This is a genomic window from Halalkalicoccus jeotgali B3 (assembly GCF_000196895.1).
In the GTDB taxonomy this organism is placed as follows: domain Archaea; phylum Halobacteriota; class Halobacteria; order Halobacteriales; family Halalkalicoccaceae; genus Halalkalicoccus; species Halalkalicoccus jeotgali.
The window spans coordinates 1,588,666-1,608,261 of record NC_014297.1 but is presented as its reverse complement, the minus strand read 5'-3'; the positions used below and the strand labels follow the sequence as shown (position 1 = coordinate 1,608,261).

The window sequence follows — 19,596 nt, the reverse complement described above, 5'->3', positions numbered from 1 at the left end:
GTCGACTCACGGCGGTGCGGTGCCGGGAGCGTCCGCGGTTTTCAATGAGCGCGTTCGCCATCAGGCGAGCGGCTATACATCCAACTATGGAAATCGAAATCGCAACAATCGGCGGCTACGAGGAAGTCGGACGGCAGATGACCGCCGTCCGCGCAGGCGACGACGTCGTCATCTTCGACATGGGGCTCAACCTGTCGAAGGTCCTCATTCACGACAACGTACAGACCGAAAAGATGCACAGCCTCGACCTGATCGACATGGGCGCGATTCCCGACGACCGCGTCATGTCCGACATCGAGGGCGACGTCCAGGCGATCGTCCCGACCCACGGTCACCTCGACCACATCGGGGCGCTCAGCAAGCTCGCCCACCGCTACGACGCGCCCATCGTCGCGACGCCCTTTACCATCGAGCTCGTCAAACAGGAGATCAACGACGAGAACAAGTTCGTCGTCGAGAACGACCTCCAGAAGATGGAAGGCGGCGAGACGATGGAGATCGGCAACGGGCTCGAACTCGAGTTCGTCCACGTCACCCACTCGATTATCGACGCGATCAACCCCGTGCTCCACACGCCGGAGGGCGCGATCGTCTACGGGCTGGACAAGCGCATGGACCACACGCCCGTTATCGAGGACCCCATCGACATGAAGCGTTTCCGCGAGATCGGTCGCGAGGGAGAGGGTGTGCTCGCATACATCGAGGACTGCACCAACGCGAACAAGAAGGGCCGGACCCCGAGCGAGTCGGTCGCACGGCGCCACCTCCAGGACGTCATGACGAGTATCGAGGACTACGACGGCGGGATCGTCGCCACGACGTTCTCCAGTCATATCTCCCGTGTCTCCTCGCTCGTCGAGTTCGCCCAAGACATCGGTCGTACGCCCCTGCTCTTGGGCCGCTCGATGGAGAAGTACTCGGGCACCGCAGAACGGCTCGGGTTCGTCGACTTCCCCGACGAAGTGGGGATGTTCGGCCACCGGAAGTCAGTCGACCGGACCTTCAAGCGCATCATGAACGAGGGCAAGGAGAACTTCCTGCCGATCGTGACGGGCCACCAAGGCGAGCCCCGTGCGATGCTCACTCGAATGGGCCGCGGCGAGACGCCCTACCAGCTCGACGACGGTGATAAGGTCATCTTCTCGGCACGGGTCATTCCGGAGCCGACCAACGAGGGCCAGCGCTACCAGTCCGAGAACCTGCTGCGGATGCAGGGTGCGCGCATCTACGACGAGATCCACGTCTCGGGCCACCTCTGTCAAGAGGGCCACTACACGATGCTCGACGCACTCCAGCCCAAACACGTCATCCCGGCCCACCAGAACATGAAGGGCTACTCGGGCTATGTCGACCTCTGTCAGAACCAGGGCTACGAACTGGGCCGTGACATCCACGTCACGCACAACGGGAACGTCATCTCGCTGGTCGAGTAAGTATGACGCACTCAGAGGTCCGGTCGGTGACCGAGGCGGTGGCCGAGCGCCGCGAGCGGGTCAACCGAGCGATCGAGGAGGAACTGCCGATCGCCCGGCCCGAGCGCCTCTACGAGGCCTCGCGCTACCTGCTGGACGCGGGGGGAAAGCGGCTTCGTCCGGCCGTGTTGCTGTTGACCGCCGAGGCACTCTGTGACGTCGCACCCCTCTCGACGGACTATCGCGAGTTCCCGACGCTCGACGGGGACACAGTCGACGTGTTGCGCGCGGCGGTGTCGATCGAGACCATCCAGTCGTTTACCCTGATCCACGACGACATCATGGACGACGACGACCTCCGACGGGGGGTGCCATCGGTCCACCGCGAATACGACCTCGAAACCGCGATCCTCGCGGGCGATACGCTCTACTCGAAGGCGTTCGAGATCATGCTCGAAAGCGGGGCACATCCCGGACGGAGTCTCAAGGCGCTTCGCACACTCGCGAGCACTTGTACGCGGATCTGTGAGGGCCAGTCGCTCGACGTCGAGTTCGAACGCCGCGAGGACGTCAGCGAATCGGAGTACCTCGAGATGATCGAACTCAAGACGGCGGTCCTGTACGGCTCGGCCACGAGCGTCCCCGCGGATCTGCTGGGTGCGGACGATCGCACGGTCGAAGCGCTCTATCGCTACGGGATCGACATCGGCAAAGCCTTCCAGATCCAGGACGACGTGCTCGACCTCACCGTCCCGAGCGACGTACTGGGCAAACAGCGGGGCAGCGACCTCGTGGAGGGAAAACGGACCCTAATCACGCTTCACGCGCGCGAACAGGGTGTGGATGTCGACTCGCTGATCGGAACCGACGACCCCGAAGCGGTCACGGAACGGGAGATCGACGACGCCGTCTCGCGACTCGAAGCGGTCGGCAGCATCGAGTACGCCCGCGAACGCGCCCAGTCGCTCGTCCGCGAGGGCAAGGACGAACTCGCCGTGTTACCCGAGAACGAAGCCAGAAGCCAACTCGAAGCGATCGCCGACTACCTGATCGAACGGGGCTACTAGCGGCCCTGTTAATACGGACCGTTTTCCTCACCGAGGTCGCGTAGCGACCCGCTCGGAGCACAACCCTCCTCCAAAAACACCGTCACGGAAAGCCGTGCGGAACCGTCGTTCGTTTCACTCACGAAGAAATCGAGCGCGCGGAGCGCAATCGGTCCACCGTCGTGCTGAAGGCGTCATCGACAGCGTACCTGACCGAGCCCTGTACCGCCCGCTGTGATCTATCGCGTCCGATCACTTTCCTTTTCACCCGGTCGTGCGAACCATTCGGTAATGGACCAGGAGCTTCGAGAGCGGATCGAGCGGGAGGCCGAGCGACACGCACTGATGAACGCCGTCAAGCACGAGAGCGACGCCGACGTCGGCGCGATCATGGGGCCGCTGATGGGCGAGAACCCCGACTTTCGACCCCATGGCGGCGACATTCCCGAAATCGCCGCCCCCGTCGCCGCACGGGTCAACGATCTCGCACCCGAGGACCGCCGCGACCGCCTTGCCGATCTCGCACCCGAGTTCCTCGAGGAACTCGAAGCCGAGGACGAAGCCGACGAGCACGTGCTCCCCGACCTGCCGAACGCCGCCGAGTACGACGAGATCCGGATGCGCTGTGCGCCGAACCCCAACGGGCCGTGGCATCTCGGCCACGCCCGGATGCCCGCCGTGATCGGTACCTACAAGGACAGGTACGACGGGTCGATGCTCTGTCGGTTCGACGACACCGATCCCGAGACCAAGCGGCCCGACCTCGACGCCTACGACGCCATCCTCGAGGCCATCGAGTACCTCGGATTCGAGGCCGACGAGGTGGTCCGTGCCTCGGACCGCGTCGAGACCTACTACGATCATGCGAGGGAGCTGATCGACCGCGGCGGGGCCTACACCTGTACGTGCCCCGGCGAGACGTTCTCGGAGCTGAAGAACTCGGGCGAGGCCTGCCCGCACCGCGAGAAAAGCGTCGAGGAAAGTATGGATGAATTCGAGGAAATGGTCGCCGGCGAGTACAACGCTGGCGAGATCGTCCTGCGGGTGCGCACCGATATCACCCACAAGAACCCGGCGCTACGCGATTGGGTCGCCTTCCGCATGGTCGATCGCCCCCACCCGCGCGAGGAGGCCGCAGAGTACCGTTGCTGGCCGATGCTCGACTTCCAATCCGGCGTCGACGATCATCTGACGGGCGTTACGCATATCATCCGCGGGATCGATCTGCAGGACTCGGCGAAGCGCCAGCGCTTCCTCTACGAGTACTTCGGCTGGGAGTACCCCGAGGTGATCCACTGGGGGCACGTCCAGATCGACGCCTACGACGTGAAAATGAGCACCTCGCGGATCAAGAAGCTGATCGAGGACGGCGAGTTGGACGGCTGGGACGACCCGCGCGCGCCGACCATCGCGAGCGTGCGCCGGCGTGGCATTCGCGGGGACGCATTGACGGCGGCGATGATCGAGCTCGGTACCTCGACCAGCGACGTCGACCTCGCGATGAGCACGGTCTACGCGAAAAACAGGGAGAAGATCGACGACGGCGCCGACAGATACTTCCTCGTACGCGGGGGCGAGCGGGTCGGCCTCTCGGGCGAGGGACCCGCGGTGGCCGAACCGCCGCGCCACCCCGATCACGAGGAACGGGGCACCCGCGAGATCCCCGTCGGGGACGCCGTCTTCGTCGAACCCGAAGACGTCCCGAGCGAGGGCGAGCGCGTCTGGCTCAAAGGCCTCGGTTGTGTGCGCTACTCGGACGGAGGGTTCGTGTTTACGGGTGACGACATCGACGCCGTGCGCGAGGAGGGCGTCGACGTGATCCACTGGGTGCCCGTCGAGGAGAGCGCCCCCGTCAGGCTGCGGACGATGGATGGGGATGTCGAAGGGCGGGTTGAACCCGAGTTCGGCGAAACGGACGTGGACGAGATGGTGCAGTTCGAGCGGATCGGCTTCGCACGAGTGGACAGCGTGGCCCAACGTTCTAAGGACAGGTCGAGCGGTGATACACCACGGGACGAACACGCCGAGGACGAATCGGTAGCGTACTTCGCACACCCATAACTACTCCCAGTCGGCCCCGTCGAGCGGTTCTGCGACGACGCCCTCCTGTTGGACGAGCGCGCGAGCGTGGGCCGTACAGACCACGCGCTCATCGGCCCACGGGATGTGGAGTCTGACGGCACCGACCCGTTCACAGCCGTCCTCAGCGCAGGTTTGGGTGTCAGTCATCGGTGTAGCGGCGCTTCTCTTCGAGCGCTCCCTCGCTGCCGTACTCGTCGACCAGCGGTTCGAACGACGCGCCGAGTTCGCGCATACACATCCGCGTCGAGACGAACCCCAATTCGTCGGCGACCGCGTTCCACGGGTGGCCCTGCAGGACCTTTCGGACGAGCAGGCGTTCCTGTCGGTCGGTCAGTGTGGCCTCGCCGTCGATCAGATGGGAAATAGCGAGGGGACGAAAGCTCCCCGGCGACGCGTCGAAGGTCCCGGGGCCGTAGGCTGCGCTTGCGACGTGCACCCAGTCGCGCTCCGTGAGGCCGGGCTCGACGACCGTCGCGATGGACGCGAGCGCCGCTCGGATCACGTCCGGGTCGGCGTCATCGAGGGGGTCCGAAAGTACGCCCGCGATCCGCCCGGCGAACCACGTGGCGTGGCGGTCGTGGAGGCGCTGTCCCCGAGCGCTCGTCGGCGAGAGCATGATCGCTGAGTATTCGCCGCTGGCGTCGTTTCTGGTCGTCGAGAGGTGGACGGTCGAAAAGCCGTTGTCGGCCCAAAAGGAGAGGAGTTCGGGCGTCGCGCCGTAGCCGACACCGAGCCAGTCCGCCCGCGAGGCGAACTCATCACGGATCGCCGAGAGCAACCGAGAGCCGAGTCCCTGGGAACGGACGGCGTCGTGGGTCGCGATCCGGAGCACCCGCCAGCCCACCGGCTTTCCGGCCCCCTCGTCGCGAAGCTGGCTCGTCAGCAGGTCGGGAATCATGTTTCCTCGAACTCGGCCACCGTCATAGAGCTCCCGGCGGGTATCGGACGCGAGAGCCCCCTCGCGAGCCAGCAGCGCGACGCTTGCGACATGGCCGTCATGCGTCAGCGCGCGAACCGTGAGGTTCGGCGCGTCGAGCAGCCGGGCGAGGTCGTTGGGCTCGGTCCGGTAGTGGGCTGCGACGAGCAGGCCGAACGTTTCCCGGAGGAGTATCTCGTCGGCGGCGAGGTCGGTCCGCGAGAGGTGACGGTACGCGGCGGTTTCGGGCGTCGCGTCCTCGACCAGCTGATCGACGGCCGGACGCGCGTCGAGCAACAGCGCTCGAAAGGCCCAGACCTCGATGGGATCGCCCGCGGCGTACCGGATGGGGTCGATCATCGTCACCGAGTGGAGTTCGTGGTCGCTTTCGGCCAGCCGATCACGAAATCGCACCGAAAAGCCCCGGCCCGCACCCTCGTAGCCGTGGACCGTGGTGACGAACGCGACCCGCTCGTTCTCGAGACAGCGTTCGAGGACCCGTACCGGGAGCGCAGCCGCCTCGTCGACGATCAGTACGTCCGGATCGGCATCGGCTGCGTCCAGGGGACTAGCGAACCGCACCCGCCCCCCGGCTGCGGTTTCGAGGCGGCGCTCGTCGTCGCGAGTCAGCGCCCCATCGAGCAGTTCCCGTGCACGTGCGAACACCTCGGCTGCGTTTCGGGCGTCCGAGGCGGTCACGAGTACGTCCTCGCCCGCGGCCGCCAGCGCACCCGCAGCCAGTCCCGCTGCGCTCGATTTCCCCCGGCCGCGGTCGGCCTCGATCACGACCGCCCGGCGCCCCTCGCGAAGGGCTTCGAGCGCCGACAGCGCCTCGACCTGATCGCCCGTCAGGCAGGCCTCGTAGGCCGCTTCGGGGAACACGTGGTCGTCGGGGAGTGCTATCGACGTTTCGGCGAGCCGCGTTGACGGATGGGTCAGCCCGTCGCACTCCGTGTCATCGGTATCGACGTTCGCGATGGCGATTCCGGGGTGGGTACGGAGAAGCGAGACCAACCGGTCGCGAAACCGCCCGGTTACGTCAGCCCTCTCGAACGGCGGGACCGCAAGCGTCGCGTCGAACCCATCGCGCCGGTCGGACCAGGTCTCTAGAGCCGGGGCGAGCAGGATCAGCAAGCCGCCGCCGTTGACGACGCCCGTGAGCCGTCCGAGCGCGTTCGGTTCGAATCGGTCGTGGGCGTCGTAACCGACGATCTCGCGGGTGGTCCCGAGCAACGCCGTCGTTCGTTTCGGGTCGATCCGCTCGCAGGGGACACCCTCCCGGTCGCTTACGAGGACGGTATCCGAGACGCCGACCGGGAGCGCATCGAGAATCTCCTGGAGAGCGTCGAACCCGCGTTCGCGGTCGCCAGCGAGCACGAGCAGTCGGCGCTCGTTCGTCTCACGTGCCTCCGCGAGGAGGGCGGTGGCGACCGCGACGGGGTCCATATCCCGGTTTGGAAACGCCGCCGTATGGCCGTTTCCCCTCCGGTCGCGCTACCGACGGTCCACGTAGCGCTCGACTGCGAAGACCGCTAAAAGGACGTTTCCGATGAAGGGGCTGTAGACAGCTACGATGGGGACGCCGGAAGCGGTGGCTATCGCTCCGATCCGGTTTTCGACCGTTCGTGACCGTCGTCCTTTATTCCACATACAAACACGTTATGACTATTTTCGTGTGTCCGGCTCACACGGCCTCTACCGTTTGAACACGCTTTTATGGGGTGGTGCGCTACTGAAGTCTACAGCCTGCGCGGGGTCATGAGGCTCCTAGCCGTCTAGGATCTATCAGGCAGGGGAGCGAGAGCCCGCGTGCAGGAGGAGATCACAATGCCAGTATACGTCAACTTCGACGTCCCGGCCGACCTTCAAGAGGACGCCCTCGAGGCCCTCGAGGTCGCCCGAGACACAGGTTCGGTAAAGAAAGGTACCAACGAAACGACCAAAGCGATCGAGCGTGGCAACGCATCTCTCGTCGTCATCGCCGAGGACGTCCAGCCCGAGGAGATCGTGCTGCACCTCCCCGAGCTCGCCGACGAGAAGGGTATCCCCTTCGTTTTCGTCGAGACTCAGGACGACGTCGGCCACGCCGCGGGCCTCGAAGTCGGCTCGGCGGCCGCCGCGATCACGGACGCCGGCGAGGCCGAAAGCGAGGTCGAGGACATCGGGAAGAAGGTCGAGGACCTTCGCTGAGGTGAGAGAGGATGAGCGCAGAGGAGACCACTGACGACTCGACGTCCGCAGAGGTCATCGAGGTCGTCGGCAAGACGGGGATGCACGGCGAGGCCATGCAGGTCAAATGTCGCATCCGTGAAGGCGAGAACCAAGGACGCATCATCACGCGAAACGTCTTGGGCCCGGTCCGCGAAGGCGACGTCCTGCAGCTTCGCGAGACCGCCCGGGAGGCCGACTCCATCGGGGGTCAATGATGGTCGAGACACGTACCTGCGATTACACCGGCGAGGAGATCGAACCCGGCACGGGCGTCATGTTCGTCCGAACCGACGGTACCGTGCTCAACTTCGTCGACTCGAAGGCGGAGAAGAACTACTTCCTCGGACGGGAAGCGCGCGACCTAGAGTGGACCGCCGCGGGCCGTGCCGAGAAGGAAGGCCGTGCGCGCGCCGCCGAGAAGGCCGACGCGGGGACCGAATCGACGGCGGCGGACGCCGGCGAGGACGGTACCGAAGTCGCCGCCACCGAGGAGGAAGCCACGGTCGATACCGACGAGGAGACCGCGGAGGCGGTCACCGCTGAGGACAGCGACGTCGAGAGCGACGACGGCGCCGAACAGGCAGAGACCGTCGACGAGGAGGACGACGAGGCCACCGAAGAATGAGTGAGAACGAGCGCACCTTCGTGATGATCAAGCCCGACGGCGTTCAACGGGGGTTGATCGGCGAGATCGTCACCCGATTCGAGGACCGCGGCCTCAAGCTCGCCGGCGGGAAGTTCATGCGGATCGACGAGGAGCTCGCCCACGAACACTACGGCGAGCACGAGGGCAAGCCCTTCTTCGAGGGGCTGGTCGACTTCATCACCTCCGGGCCGGTCTTCGCGATGGTCTGGGAGGGCCAGGACGCAACCCGACAGGTCCGGGACATGATGGGCGAGACCGATCCGGCCGACTCCGCGCCCGGTACCATCCGCGGCGATTTCGGACTGGATCTGGGTCGCAACGTCGTCCACGGGTCGGACCACGAGGACGAGGGCGCAAACGAGCGCGAGATCGACCTCTTCTTCGATGAGGAGGAGCTGCTCGACTACGAGCGCATCGACGAGAACTGGCTCTACGAGTAGACCGGTTCGCTCGCCCCGCCGACAGCCCGTTTCAGTGGTTTACTGCGAGATCCCGTAGACGTCGTCTGACCAGTCTCTCGCCCCGGTGTCGTAACAGGGCTGGTCGCGGTCGATCCCGTCGAGCCGTCGGTGGTCTTCTTCGTCGAGTTCCCAGTCGAGGACCGTGAGGTTCTCACGGACGTGTTCGGCCGAGGAGGACTTAGGGAGGACGACGACATCCTTCTCGATCGCCCAACGAAGAGCGACCTGAGCGGGCGAGGTGTCGTATTTCTGTGCGAGTTCCCCGATCGTATCGTCCTCGAAAACCCCCGTCCGGGCCAGCGGCGCCGCCGCCTCGATGACCGTGTCGGTCTCCCGGCAGTACTCGACGAGGTCGGGGCGCTGGAACCAGGGATGGAACTCGATCTGGTTGACGGCGATGGGGACCTCCGAGACGTGCTGGGCGGCGCTGAGCTGGTAGGCACTGAAATTGGAGACGCCGACGTTCCGGACCAGCCCGCGCTCGTGAAGCCGTGCCATCCCGTTCAGGGTCTCGCGAAGCGAGATCGCGGGGTTGGGCCAGTGGATCAGGTATAGGTCGAGGTAGTCGGTCCCCAGCCGATTGAGCGAGGCCTCGCAGGCCTCGATGACGGACTCGTACGCGAGGTTCGACGGGAGCACTTTGGAGGTGAGAAAGACGTCCTCGCGGTCGTAGTCGGCTAGGACGCCGCCGATCTCGGTCTCGTTCATGTAGCCCTCGGCGGTGTCGATGTGGCTGTAGCCGGCGTCGAGCGCCGCGCGCACGGACTCCTCGACGGTTTCGCCCGCGATGTCCCACGTCCCGAGGCCAACGGTCGGGATCGAATCGCCGCTCGGCAGCGTTGAAGATGGTACAGTCATCGAATCGCCTAGAAAGGGCACACAGACTCACTTAATGGTTCATGCAGCCACGGATCGATCCGCGCGCAAATGGGGTCGGGGAGCTCCATTCACCTCCTATCGTGTCGGTCATGATCGGAGTCGCGCCCGCAGCGTCTCTCGATCGGCCGTCCGGGCCGTCGCGACGTAGTGGGCCGCACACGCGTTGCCCAGCGCGAGCGCGAGATCCCAGTCCCAGTCGCGCGCGAGCGCGTAGGCGAGGCCGGCATCGAACCGGTCGCCGGCCCCCGTTTCCCGGACCGGTTCTTCGACGGGTCGAGTAGGGACGGAAACGACGCCCTCGGGGGTGGCCGCGACTGCCGCCGAGCCAGCGTGGAGTACCGCCGCGGAGATCCCCGTCTCGGATCTGAGCGCCGAAAGTCGTTCGCGTCGACCGCCGGAGAAACCGAGTGCCGCCGCCCCGGCCGCAAGCTCCGTACCGTTGACGCTCAACACGACGTCGTAAGTCGATTCAAGGCCGGCGAGCGCCGAGAACAGCTCGTGGATCGCCCCCTCAGAACGGATCGAGATCGCTCCCGGATCGAACAGGAACGCGTTGCCGTCGATCGACTCCACGGCCAGCCCTCGAAGCACCTCCGTCATCCCGGTGACCGATACCCAGTTGCCACAGGAGACGACGTCGGCTTCGAGCGCGCCCTCGAAATCGGCCGCTGCGGTACGGAGATCGCCGAGCGTCCACGCCGCGAGTTCGGGGGATCGCTCGGCGAAGAGCACGTCCTCGTCGAAGGGATAGACCGCGACGCGCGAGGGCTCACCCATCGATCGCGTCTCGAAGCCGAGCCCCTCGAAGGCGGGATGGTCGAGGTGGCCGAACAGAGTCACGGAATCGCCGAGCGCGTCGGCCTGGATCGCCGTGTTGACCGCCTGCCCGCCGGGCTCGGTCGACTCGCGCGTGACGGGAAACGCCGGCGGGTCCTCTAGGAGGCGTTCTGCGAACCCCGCTCTGTCCTCGATGGGGTCGCCGTGGACGTCGTAGGCACTGTAGTAGACATCGACGCTGCCGTCCGGGAAGGCAGTGATCGTCCGGGTCCCGTTCTCGGACGCGAGCACCTCGGACAGTTCGTCGTAACTCATGCGCTTCGAAACGGGCGCGCGAATGAAAAGGGACGCAGGTCGTGGTCGGCCGGTCCGGCTTCAGTCCGCGCTCGCAGGCGTGCGCGCGACCTCGATCTCGCCGTTGTCGATCTCGGCTTCGACCTCGCGGGCGGCCTGTACCATGTTCGCCATCTTCCCGTACGCGATGTCACGCGGCAGTAGCTTCAGCCCACAGTCGGGCGAGATCGTCAGTCGATCCGCCGGGACCACTTCGAGACCCTTCAAAATGTTCTCCTTGATCTCCGCGACCGACTCGACCTCGGCGACGTGGACGTCGGTGACGCCCAGCGCGAGGTTGCCGGTGAACTCGTGGTCGGTGAAGACGTCGAGTTGCTCGTAGTCGCCGTTGGCGAGTTCGAGGTCGTACTCGTCGACCGGATAGTCGAGGATCTCGGGGTAAATTCTCGAATAGTCGCCGTAACAGACGTGCAGCCCCAGATAGACGTCCTCGTGGATGTCCTCGGCGATACGCTCTAAAGCCTTGCCGACGATCGCGTGGTCGTCGGGCGTCGTCGCCAGTGCGGGCTCGTCGATCTGGATGTAGCGTGCGCCGGCCTCGACGAGCTTTTCGATCTCCTCGTTGACGAGGTCGGCCAGATCGTAGACCAGTTCCTCCTCGGTCTCGTAGGCCTCGTTGAACGACCAGTTCGCCAGCGTGTACGGCCCCGTGATCGGGACCTTCACTGGCCTGTCGGTGAGGTCGGCGGCGAATTCGTACTCCTCTACCAGCCAGCTCTCGTCGTAGGCGACCTCGCGGGTGACCGAGGGCTTATCGAAGTAGTTGTGTCCCCAGACCTTGACGGGGCCGTTAAACTCGTAGCCCTCGATCCGGTGGGCGAAGAACTCGACCATCTCGTTGCGTCGAACTTCGCCGTCGACCAGCACGTCGAGCCCGGCGCGCTCGTGTTCGTCGGTGATGACACGGGCGGCGTCGTCGGTGGCCTCCGCCCAGTTCTCGTCGTCGAAGTTCGCTTCCTCGTCCTCCCAGAGGTCACGAACCCGGTGGAGCCATTTCGGCTTGGGGTAGCTGCCGACGACGGTGGTGAGGATGAACGTCTCGTTGTCGTGATCCGGTCGACGAAACTGTTCTCGATTGTTCATGCCGTCACCTCCTCTCGGGCAGCGACCTCACCAAGCGCCGCGAGCTTTTCTTTGTATTTGTTCTCGGGCAGGTAGAACAGCTCGGTGTTGGTACTCACGTAGGTGGTGTCGAACTCCTCGGCGGGCAGGCGCTCGCCGATCCAGTCGATCCGTTCGGCGATCGTCTCGGGGCTTTCTACCAGTGTGTTCTGCCCGTCGAGCAGGCCGAGCACGATCGAGTCCTTGGTGCCGTACTCCTGAATGTTGTAGAGGTTGTCCTCGACGTCGCTGACGAAGTCGTAGCCGACGGCGTCGATGTCGGCGTCGAGCAGGTGGGCGTGGACCTTCTCTTCGAGCGCCCCCCAGTAGGTGTGAACGATCACGTCGGCGTCGGTCGCCGCGGCCACGCGGTCGATCGCCTCGCTTGCGCGCTCGTCTTCCCCGTCCTCGGGCGAGTTCTCGACCAGCGAGGGTTCGAGCAAAAACAGCGTCTCGTGGTCCGGAAACGCCCCGATCTCGCCGGCGAGGAACTCGGCGATGACGTCGAGGAACTCGTTCTCGCGGTAGTGTTCGTTGCTCGCGAGATCCGCGAGCGAGTACGGACCCGGAAGCACGGCCTGCAGCGAGTCGGTGTACTCGCTCGCCGTTTCGAGCTCGCGTGCGACGTCGCCACTTTCGGTCAGCTCGCCGGTCACGACCGGATCGCGATAGAAGTTGTTGTTGTCGTAGTACCGGACGATCCCGCGGGTTTCGACGTTTTCGTGGACCGCAAGCGGGTGGGCGAGCATGTCGTCCCAGCGCGCCTGGCCCTCGGTGACGAGGTCGAGGCCGGCCTCGCGCTGATCGGCGAGGAACTCCTCGCGGACCTCGTCGTAGACCGCGGTGATCTCCTCGTCCTCGTCGTCCCCGATCAGGTCGCCTTTCTGGTGGCCCTTCAGACTCGACAGCGAGTCCTTCGCCCAGTCCGGGAGCGGATACAATCCCGGTGTCGTCGTGACTACGGTCATCTCCTCGGCGCTACGTGATGCGAGTGTTTAATATTTCTTATTCTGTGTGATGCATATGAGTAATATGGGATATCACCGCGTCAGCGCCACCACCGAGAGCGTCTCGAACGGGAACGACTCCTCGGCGACGACGCTCGTCTCGAAGCCCCGGTCCCCGGCGTATCCGAGGACCGACTCGTAGCCCGTTAAGCTGCTGACGAGCAACAGGGCGATCCCGTCGGGCGCGAGGACCCGTCCCACCCCGTCCAGAAACGGCTCGATTACCGCCCGACCCGACTGACCCCCGGAGAGTGCGACCTCCATCCAGTCGTCCCACTCGGTTTCCGGTTCGGTCGGCAGGTAGGGTGGATTGAACGCCACGGCGTCGAAGACGCCAGACCGGAAGGGATCGAGCAGATCCCCTCGGACGGCTTCGAGTCCCGCCTCGCGGGCCCGCTCGCAGGCGTGAGGGTTGAGGTCCGAGGCGATCACCCGAGCGCCTGCTTTCCTCATTCGCACGCCGACGTGTCCCGAACCGGTGCCACAGTCCAGCACCGTCCACCCGGATCCGACGAGGTCGGCCGCGGCCCCGGCGAGCAGTTCGGAGTCCTCGGCGGCCCCGTAGACCTCGGTTTCGACCCCGCGCCGGTCGGCCAGATCGCGGGTCACGGGTCGCCCTCGGCCGCCCGCGACGGGGCGGATTCGTCGTTCCCGAAGGTCCCGTGGCGACCCGACAGTTCGCGCTGTGGGAACGGGATCGAGACGTCCTCGCGGTCGAAGGCGGCGTTGATCGCCTTGATCACGGCCTGTTTGGCCCGCCAGCGTCGCCGGGCGCTCGGCTTGTCGATCCAGAAGCGGACCTCGAAGTCGATCGAGGAGTCGCCGAACTCCGTGACGACGATCTGGGGGGTGGGGACCCGCATGAGCAATTCGAGGTCGTCGATCGCCTCTCGGATGACCGACTCGGCCCGGTCCAGATCGGTATCGTAATCGACCCCGACCGGGACCCGAAGGCGAAGGCGGCCCTTTTTCGAGCGGTTGTTGATCGTCTGGGCGCTCACCTCGTCGTTGGGGACGATCACGTATTCGCCGTCGAACGTCTGGATCCGGGTGCTGACGATGGTGATGTCGCTGACGATTCCCTCCTGATCGCTGATCTCGATCCAGTCGCCGATCTCGAAGGGCCGCGAGAACATGAGGACGAACCCCGCGAAGATCGACGCGAGCGTCTGCTGGGCCGCGAGCCCGAGGATCGCCCCCAGCACGCCCGCCCCGATCAACAGCCCGCTCAGGTCGACGTTCCAGAGGCCGAGGGCGACGAGGACGGCGAGGATGTAGCTTCCGATCTGCGTGAGCCGGTAGGTCACCTCGAGTTGGTGTTCGCTGACCGTCTCGTGACCGCTCAGCAACTCCGAGATCAGTCCCCGAAGGAATCGCACGAAGACGAGCGTTCCGGCGAACAGGCCGACGGTCAGCAACAGGCGCCCGAACGTCGCGGTGTCGACGTTCGCCCGGGCGAGCGCGAACGCGACTGTGCTCGCCTGCCCCCAGACCCCGATCACGACGGCGGTCGCGCCCACGAGCGAGCCGGCGATGACGATCGAGCCCGCCAGATCAACGACCGTCGAGTGCACCTCGTCCTCGGGGAACCGACGCAGACGGGCGACGCTCCAACTCACCAGCGAGACGACCCCGATAGCCAGAAGCGTGATCGCGATCCGCGTCGGCACCGCCGGGTAGCGCTCGGCCAGTACGTCCAACCCCGCGAGCAACTCGTTCACCCCGGCTCACCCCGCTCGAGCGCCAGTTCACAGAGCGCGGCGAACTCCGTCGGGGCCAGGGTCCCCGCCCGCCTCCCCATGAGGTCCTCGTCGGCCGCCTCGACGACCGCATCGGGATCCTCGAGTCCGGAGATGTGGCCCGTGTTGCGGATCGCGTTCCGAAGGGTCTTTCGTCGCTGGGTGAACAGCGCCTTGACGAATCGGAGGAAGAAGGCCTCGTCCGAGACGGTGTACTCGGGATCTCTCGGGCGCGCCCGGACGAGTGCGCTCTCGACCGCCGGCGGGGGCGAAAAGGCCTCCTTCGGGACGGTCTCGACGATCTCGGGATCGGCGTAGTGCTGTGCTGACACCGAGAGGCGGCCGTACTCGGGCGTGTTCGGTTCGGCCACCATCCGCTCTGCGAACTCCCGCTGGAACATCAACACGAGCGGGCGCTTTCTGGGAAACAGTCGAAAGGCGATCTGACTCGAGACGCCGTAGGGCAGGTTCGAGAGACAGGCCGTGAACTCCGGAAGCGATACGTCGAGAGCGTCGCCCTCGACCACCGAAAGCGTCCCGTCGGCGATCTCGTCGGCGAACTCGCGGCGGAGAAACGAGACGAGGTCGGGATCGCGCTCGACGGCGGTGACGCGGTCCGCGACGCGACAGAGCCGGTCGGTCAGCGCGCCGGGACCGGCGCCGATCTCCAGTACGTGCGAGAGGTCAGCGTCGATCGCCGTGGCATACGTCGGGAGCCGGTCGAGCACCCGGTCGTCGATGAGGAAGTGCTGGTCGGCGTTCGGATCGCCGCGAACGCCCGCACGCGCGAGCAGTCCGTCCGGGTCTCTCATTTTTCGGGCGTAGACGGCCGTTCGGTGTAAACCTCTCGTTATTCCCCGCGGGCGAACAGCCGGTATTTGAGTTCGTCCTCGCGCAGTTCCTCGAGGATCCGGTCGACGAGCACGCTTTTCGGGTCGTGCAGACCGGTGACTCGCTCGTCGATCTCCTCGAAGCTCTCGAAGGGCTTTCGCTTTCGCTCGTCGAGGATCGTGTTTCTGAGTTTCTTGCCGATCCCCGGCAGCAGATTGAGCTGATGGAGTCGGAGGGTGATCGGCTGGGCCTCGTTGTAGATGGCGACGAACCGGTCTTCCTCCTCGTCGATGAGGTCTTCGATGACGTACTCCAGTTCCGATCGGGCGCCCCCCGAGAGGTCGCCGTACTCGATTGGGCGAACGCTATCGACGCCCTCGGGCGGGGTCGAGACATCGAACCGGTCCCCGATCTTGAGGTCGGCGTCGTCGGTGAGCGTCAACTCGTGGAGGGAGAACTCATCCCCATCGAGGGCGAACGCGATCGGCGGTTTCTGATAGCCGGGCCGGTCGTCGTCGGCGCGGCCATGGGGGAGATAATCGAGGACGATCGCGTCCTCCGAGGGGGTAACGTCGCTCTCGCTCATGGCGGTTGTACGCGAAGCGGCCACTTAAACGGTCGGCCGACTTACGCGTACTGCGAGACGACGTTTAGGACCTCGTCGAGTTCCTCACCCGAGAGCGAATAGCGCTCTTGGGCGTAGACGGATCGCAGTTCGTCCCGGTCCCGCGGCAGGAGGTCGGCGATCTTGTAGGCCGTCGACTCGTTGACCTTCTCGAGGGCCTCAAGGTCCGAGACAAGCGCCTGGGCGTCCTCCGGCGAGAGGACGGTAAAGCGGTTGACGTGCTCGATCGCACGCGCGAGTTCATAGCGCATCTCCCGATCGGGATCGGCAGCACGCTCGGCTTCGACCTCCGAGAGCAACGCCTTGGTCTCCGAGACGGTGAGATACTCCTCGCCGAGTACCTCCTTGAAGATCGTCATTCCTGAGCGCGCAGGTGGGCGGGCTTTGCGATCAGGGTCTTTCGCTTGCCGCCGTCGGTGATCTCGACCTTGTAGGCCGTGCCCTGCTCGCCGGCGACGACGCCGGTGTGGCCGTTGAATCGGGGATGGAAGCGCCCGTCGGGGACGCTCGGGTCGATCTTGAGGTGGACGCGCTGGCCCTCCTCGAAGCGAGTGACCGCGCGCTGTGGCGGGGAGGTACCGCGCTCGCGCGGGTGGTTCGAGAGCTTCTTACGTGTGCCGTTGAGGGGTCCGTTTGAACTCGGCATAGTCGTACCGACGAGTTACCCCGTGACGGTTATAAATCGTATGATCCGCGGGTGTCGACGGCCGGAGCGAGCGTGTCAGCTCCGTCGGCGCAGAAACCCGCGATACGTCAGCCGAGGTTCGGGGATCGGACGGACGATGCCAAACCAGATCCGATAGCTGAGCGATCCGAGCACGCTACCGAGACCGAACGACCAGTCGGACTCCGAGGTGTGCTTTTGGAACAAGACGTTCCAGCCGAGCGAGAGCAGCGTCCTTCGTTTGCGACTCCGACGGACCCCCCACCAGTCGTGATCGGACACATATGAAACCGCTATCGACGAGGTTGCACCCAGTATCGCCTCTCGAAACGAAAACGGTCCCCACTCGGAAGCCCCGTCGTGTTGGCGTTGAATCCACCAACTGAAGGCGATACTGAGTATGCCGAGCAGCGAGACGCCGATATCGAATACGAGGATCTTCGCTTCCGTTCGCATGTGCCGGGTTGTGTATGAGGTGTTAATAGAGTACCGACCAGCGAACGCCGACGACAAGAGTAATCGGCCCCGCCACACGAGAGGGGGTATGGACGATTCCGAGGGCCCAACCGAGAAACGAATCGAGACCCGCGCGGTCCACGCCGGCCAGACCCCTGATGACGAGACCGGCGCGCTGATGACGCCGATCCACGCGAACTCCACGTACGTTCAGGACGCTCCCGGCGAGCACCGGGGCTACGAGTACTCACGCACCGGGAATCCCACCCGTACGGATCTTGAGGCGAACCTCGCCTCACTCGAAGGTGGGGCGTATGGTCGGGCCTTCTCCTCGGGGATGGGCGCGATCAACACGGTTCTCAACTTGCTCGAATCGGGCGATCACGTCGTCACCGGTGAGGACGTCTACGGCGGCACTCACCGCATCTTCACGCAGGTCTACGAGGAGTACGACATCGACTTTTCGTTCGTGGACATGACCGACCTCTCGGAGATCGAGGACGCCTTCGAAGAGGACACAGAACTGCTCTGGCTCGAAACCCCGACCAACCCCCTGATGAGTGTCGTCGACATCGCGGGAGCCAGCGAGATCGCCCACGCACACGATGCGCTCTGTGCCATCGACAACACCTTCGCGACGCCCTATCTCCAGCGCCCGCTCGAACTCGGTGCGGACGTCGTCTGTCACTCCTTGACGAAGTATCTCGGTGGTCATTCGGACGTAGTCGCCGGCGCGCTCGTGACCGACGACGAGGAGCTCGACGATCGACTGGGCTTCTACCAGAATTCGGTCGGAGCGACGCCCGGTCCCTTCGACTGTTTTCTCGTCCTTCGAGGGACCAAGACCCTTCCCGTGAGGATGGACCGCCACTGTGAGAACGCCCGGAAAATAGCGAGCTGGCTCGACGAGCACGACGCCGTCGAGCGGGTCTACTATCCCGGCCTCGAATCCCATCCCGGTCACGAGATCGCGGCCACGCAGATGGACGATTTCGGCGGAATGCTCAGTTTCGAACTCGATGGCTCGCTCGAACAGGCGAGCATGCTCGTCACCGAGACGGAGGTCTTCACGCTCGCCGAGAGCCTCGGCGGCGTCGAGAGCCTGATCGAACAGCCCGCGCCGATGACCCACGCGGCGATCCCCAAAGAAGAGCGCATTGCGGCCGGCCTTACCGACAGCCTCATTCGAGTAAGTGTCGGCCTTGAGAACGTCGAGGATCAGATCGCGGATCTGGAGCAGGCGATCGACACCGCCGTGAATTGAAGAGGTTCCCACGGTGGGCGATGGCCTCGCTCGGGGGCCGACAACTTGTCGGCCTCCGAGCGAACGGGGAAAGGCTGGTACTCGAAGCAGTCGTCCGGCCGGACAACTGTGCTGTGTTCCTGGCGGAAATGAAAAGAGCGAGTGGCAGACGCCAGTCTGTCGCGAGGCCTTTCGTTAGATGCGGCCGACGTTCTCGACTTCGACGCTCTCGACGCCGTCGACATCCGAGAAGCGCTCCTCGACGGCCTCCGTCCCGCCCGCATCGTCGGGGACGATCACGGTCGGGAGCAGCGCAACGAGCCCGAACGCGACGTCGTCGCGCTCGAAGCCGTTGATCTTCGCGCCCTCGGGAAGCGAGCCTTCGAGTCGGTCCTGAAGCTCATCGAGGTCGATTTCGGGATTCTGGGGCATGACCTTGAGCTTCGCGGCGACCTTCCCCATCGTTATGGGCCCATGAAACCGCAGTCAGGACACTCATAGAGGTTGCTCTGCTTTCGGCATTTCGCACAGCGGTAGATCTGGGTGTCGCACTCGGGGCAGTCGAACCGGGCGGCGTTCGTGCCCGAGATGTTGATCCCGCACGAGACGCACTTTCGTGCCTGTTTCTGCTGGGATTGACTCATGAATCCCCCTTTCGTCGCGTCGCTTTTAACCGTTGTCGTTCTCGGCCGATCCGTATCACTCGTTCCGGCAGGCACGGAGCTAACCGACTCACGCCGGGATCAGAGCCCGTAGTAAAACAGCGCGATCGGGGCGATCAGCACGCCCATCAGATGAACGCGGTTCGCGCCGAAGCGAACGGGAATGAACCCGACGATCGCACTGACGAAGAACACGACGATCCCGATCGTGCCCGCAAAGACGTAGGAGAGAACCACGAGCAGGGCGAGGATACCGACACAGAGTTTGGTATGATCGACCCGGCCGATAGCCCGCAGATACCAGTCGCCGACGACGAGGACGAGGACGAACCCGATCGCAGCGGCGATAGCGACGGCAGAAAGGAGCACCGGCAGGTTCAACGGGACGTCGGCGCGTTCGACGGCGACGAGCACGCCCGTTCGGGGTGCGCCCAGAGCCACGAGTGCGAACAGCGCGAAGATCGTGTTTGGTTATATACAGTAT

The 19,596-nt window shown here is 64.9% G+C and carries 23 protein-coding genes and 1 pseudogene; 8 read left to right on the top strand and 16 right to left on the bottom strand.

Annotation, left to right across the window (positions count from 1 at the left end; genetic code table 11):
• Window positions 1–86 precede the first annotated feature (86 nt).
• From HACJB3_RS08375 to HACJB3_RS08365, 3 genes are all read left to right on the top strand, one after another.
• Window positions 87–1,433, top strand: a complete 1,347-nt coding sequence (locus tag HACJB3_RS08375; RefSeq protein WP_008417435.1) for a ribonuclease J — start codon at window positions 87–89, stop codon at window positions 1,431–1,433.
• 2 nt (window positions 1,434–1,435) lie between these two features.
• Window positions 1,436–2,479, top strand: a complete 1,044-nt coding sequence (gene idsA3 / locus HACJB3_RS08370) for a geranylfarnesyl diphosphate synthase (protein ID WP_008417436.1) — start codon at window positions 1,436–1,438, stop codon at window positions 2,477–2,479.
• A 270-nt stretch (window positions 2,480–2,749) separates the two neighbouring features.
• Window positions 2,750–4,519 (top strand): glutamate--tRNA ligase, encoded by a 1,770-nt coding sequence (locus tag HACJB3_RS08365; protein ID WP_008417437.1) that lies wholly within the window; start codon window positions 2,750–2,752, stop codon window positions 4,517–4,519.
• Here HACJB3_RS08365 and HACJB3_RS20170 read toward each other — a convergent pair whose 3' ends face one another.
• Together HACJB3_RS20170 and tmcA are read right to left on the bottom strand one after the other, a co-directional pair.
• Window positions 4,520–4,687: a hypothetical protein gene (locus HACJB3_RS20170; RefSeq protein ID WP_008417438.1), complete on the bottom strand. Its 168-nt coding sequence runs from the start codon at window positions 4,685–4,687 to the stop codon at window positions 4,520–4,522.
• Entirely contained in the window at window positions 4,680–6,902 is a 2,223-nt protein-coding gene (gene tmcA / locus HACJB3_RS08360) for a tRNA(Met) cytidine acetyltransferase TmcA (RefSeq protein ID WP_008417439.1), read from the bottom strand. The genes HACJB3_RS20170 and tmcA overlap by 8 nt, the downstream gene beginning before the upstream one ends.
• Window positions 6,903–7,283: 381 nt before the next feature.
• Here tmcA and rpl7ae point away from each other — a divergent pair, with 381 nt between their 5' ends.
• From rpl7ae to ndk, 4 genes are read left to right on the top strand one after another with little or no spacing between them, the layout of a single operon-like run.
• A complete protein-coding gene (gene rpl7ae / locus HACJB3_RS08355) occupies window positions 7,284–7,646 on the top strand; it encodes a 50S ribosomal protein L7Ae (RefSeq protein ID WP_008417441.1) in 363 nt (120 codons plus the stop codon).
• Window positions 7,647–7,657: 11 nt separating this feature from the next.
• Window positions 7,658–7,882, top strand: coding sequence for a 30S ribosomal protein S28e (locus HACJB3_RS08350; RefSeq protein ID WP_008417443.1), 225 nt, complete (start codon window positions 7,658–7,660; stop codon window positions 7,880–7,882).
• The gene (locus HACJB3_RS08345) at window positions 7,882–8,292 is read left to right on the top strand and encodes a 50S ribosomal protein L24e (RefSeq protein WP_013199459.1); all 411 of its coding nucleotides are present in this window, start codon (window positions 7,882–7,884) and stop codon (window positions 8,290–8,292) included. Before HACJB3_RS08350 ends, HACJB3_RS08345 begins: the two co-directional genes overlap by 1 nt.
• Window positions 8,289–8,753, top strand: a complete 465-nt coding sequence (gene ndk, locus HACJB3_RS08340) for a nucleoside-diphosphate kinase (protein ID WP_008417445.1) — start codon at window positions 8,289–8,291, stop codon at window positions 8,751–8,753. The genes HACJB3_RS08345 and ndk overlap by 4 nt, the downstream gene beginning before the upstream one ends.
• A gap of 39 nt (window positions 8,754–8,792) precedes the next feature.
• On the opposite strand, the gene HACJB3_RS08335 is transcribed toward ndk, so the two are convergent.
• From HACJB3_RS08335 to HACJB3_RS08285, 11 genes are all read right to left on the bottom strand, one after another.
• On the bottom strand, window positions 8,793–9,632 hold the full coding sequence (locus tag HACJB3_RS08335; protein ID WP_008417446.1) for an aldo/keto reductase: 840 nt from the start codon (window positions 9,630–9,632) through the stop codon (window positions 8,793–8,795).
• Between the two features lie 108 nt (window positions 9,633–9,740).
• Window positions 9,741–10,745: a PfkB family carbohydrate kinase gene (locus HACJB3_RS08330; RefSeq protein WP_008417447.1), complete on the bottom strand. Its 1,005-nt coding sequence runs from the start codon at window positions 10,743–10,745 to the stop codon at window positions 9,741–9,743.
• A gap of 60 nt (window positions 10,746–10,805) precedes the next feature.
• Complete coding sequence (locus HACJB3_RS08325) at window positions 10,806–11,867, bottom strand: methionine synthase (RefSeq protein WP_008417448.1); 1,062 nt, start codon at window positions 11,865–11,867, stop codon at window positions 10,806–10,808.
• The gene (locus HACJB3_RS08320; protein ID WP_008417449.1) at window positions 11,864–12,853 is read right to left on the bottom strand and encodes a hypothetical protein; all 990 of its coding nucleotides are present in this window, start codon (window positions 12,851–12,853) and stop codon (window positions 11,864–11,866) included. The genes HACJB3_RS08325 and HACJB3_RS08320 overlap by 4 nt, the downstream gene beginning before the upstream one ends.
• A gap of 72 nt (window positions 12,854–12,925) precedes the next feature.
• Window positions 12,926–13,501, bottom strand: coding sequence for a HemK2/MTQ2 family protein methyltransferase (locus tag HACJB3_RS08315; RefSeq protein ID WP_008417450.1), 576 nt, complete (start codon window positions 13,499–13,501; stop codon window positions 12,926–12,928).
• On the bottom strand, window positions 13,498–14,613 hold the full coding sequence (locus HACJB3_RS08310) for a mechanosensitive ion channel family protein (protein WP_008417451.1): 1,116 nt from the start codon (window positions 14,611–14,613) through the stop codon (window positions 13,498–13,500). Before HACJB3_RS08310 ends, HACJB3_RS08315 begins: the two co-directional genes overlap by 4 nt.
• Complete coding sequence (locus HACJB3_RS08305) at window positions 14,610–15,443, bottom strand: 16S ribosomal RNA methyltransferase A (RefSeq protein WP_008417453.1); 834 nt, start codon at window positions 15,441–15,443, stop codon at window positions 14,610–14,612. Before HACJB3_RS08305 ends, HACJB3_RS08310 begins: the two co-directional genes overlap by 4 nt.
• Window positions 15,444–15,481: 38 nt before the next feature.
• Window positions 15,482–16,048 carry a DUF655 domain-containing protein gene (locus tag HACJB3_RS08300; RefSeq protein ID WP_008417454.1) on the bottom strand — a complete coding sequence of 189 codons (567 nt, stop codon included), beginning with the start codon at window positions 16,046–16,048 and terminating at the stop codon, window positions 15,482–15,484.
• A gap of 41 nt (window positions 16,049–16,089) precedes the next feature.
• Window positions 16,090–16,446: an RNA polymerase Rpb4 family protein gene (locus HACJB3_RS08295; protein WP_008417456.1), complete on the bottom strand. Its 357-nt coding sequence runs from the start codon at window positions 16,444–16,446 to the stop codon at window positions 16,090–16,092.
• Window positions 16,443–16,733: a 50S ribosomal protein L21e gene (locus HACJB3_RS08290; protein WP_008417458.1), complete on the bottom strand. Its 291-nt coding sequence runs from the start codon at window positions 16,731–16,733 to the stop codon at window positions 16,443–16,445. Before HACJB3_RS08290 ends, HACJB3_RS08295 begins: the two co-directional genes overlap by 4 nt.
• A 75-nt stretch (window positions 16,734–16,808) precedes the next feature.
• Window positions 16,809–17,207 carry a hypothetical protein gene (locus tag HACJB3_RS08285; protein WP_008417460.1) on the bottom strand — a complete coding sequence of 133 codons (399 nt, stop codon included), beginning with the start codon at window positions 17,205–17,207 and terminating at the stop codon, window positions 16,809–16,811.
• Window positions 17,208–17,295: 88 nt separating this feature from the next.
• Here HACJB3_RS08285 and HACJB3_RS08280 point away from each other — a divergent pair, with 88 nt between their 5' ends.
• The gene (locus HACJB3_RS08280) at window positions 17,296–18,471 is read left to right on the top strand and encodes a cystathionine gamma-synthase (protein ID WP_008417462.1); all 1,176 of its coding nucleotides are present in this window, start codon (window positions 17,296–17,298) and stop codon (window positions 18,469–18,471) included.
• 174 nt (window positions 18,472–18,645) lie between these two features.
• Here the strand turns inward: HACJB3_RS08280 and HACJB3_RS08275 are convergent, their stop codons facing one another.
• The 3 genes and pseudogenes from HACJB3_RS08275 to HACJB3_RS08265 all read right to left on the bottom strand — a co-directional run.
• On the bottom strand, window positions 18,646–18,912 hold the full coding sequence (locus tag HACJB3_RS08275; RefSeq protein ID WP_008417463.1) for an elongation factor 1-beta: 267 nt from the start codon (window positions 18,910–18,912) through the stop codon (window positions 18,646–18,648).
• A gap of 2 nt (window positions 18,913–18,914) precedes the next feature.
• Complete coding sequence (locus HACJB3_RS08270; RefSeq protein WP_008417465.1) at window positions 18,915–19,094, bottom strand: HVO_2753 family zinc finger protein; 180 nt, start codon at window positions 19,092–19,094, stop codon at window positions 18,915–18,917.
• A 99-nt stretch (window positions 19,095–19,193) separates the two neighbouring features.
• Window positions 19,194–19,580 (bottom strand): annotated as a pseudogene (locus HACJB3_RS08265) (tripartite tricarboxylate transporter permease); the annotation flags it as partial.
• Window positions 19,581–19,596 lie beyond the last annotated feature (16 nt).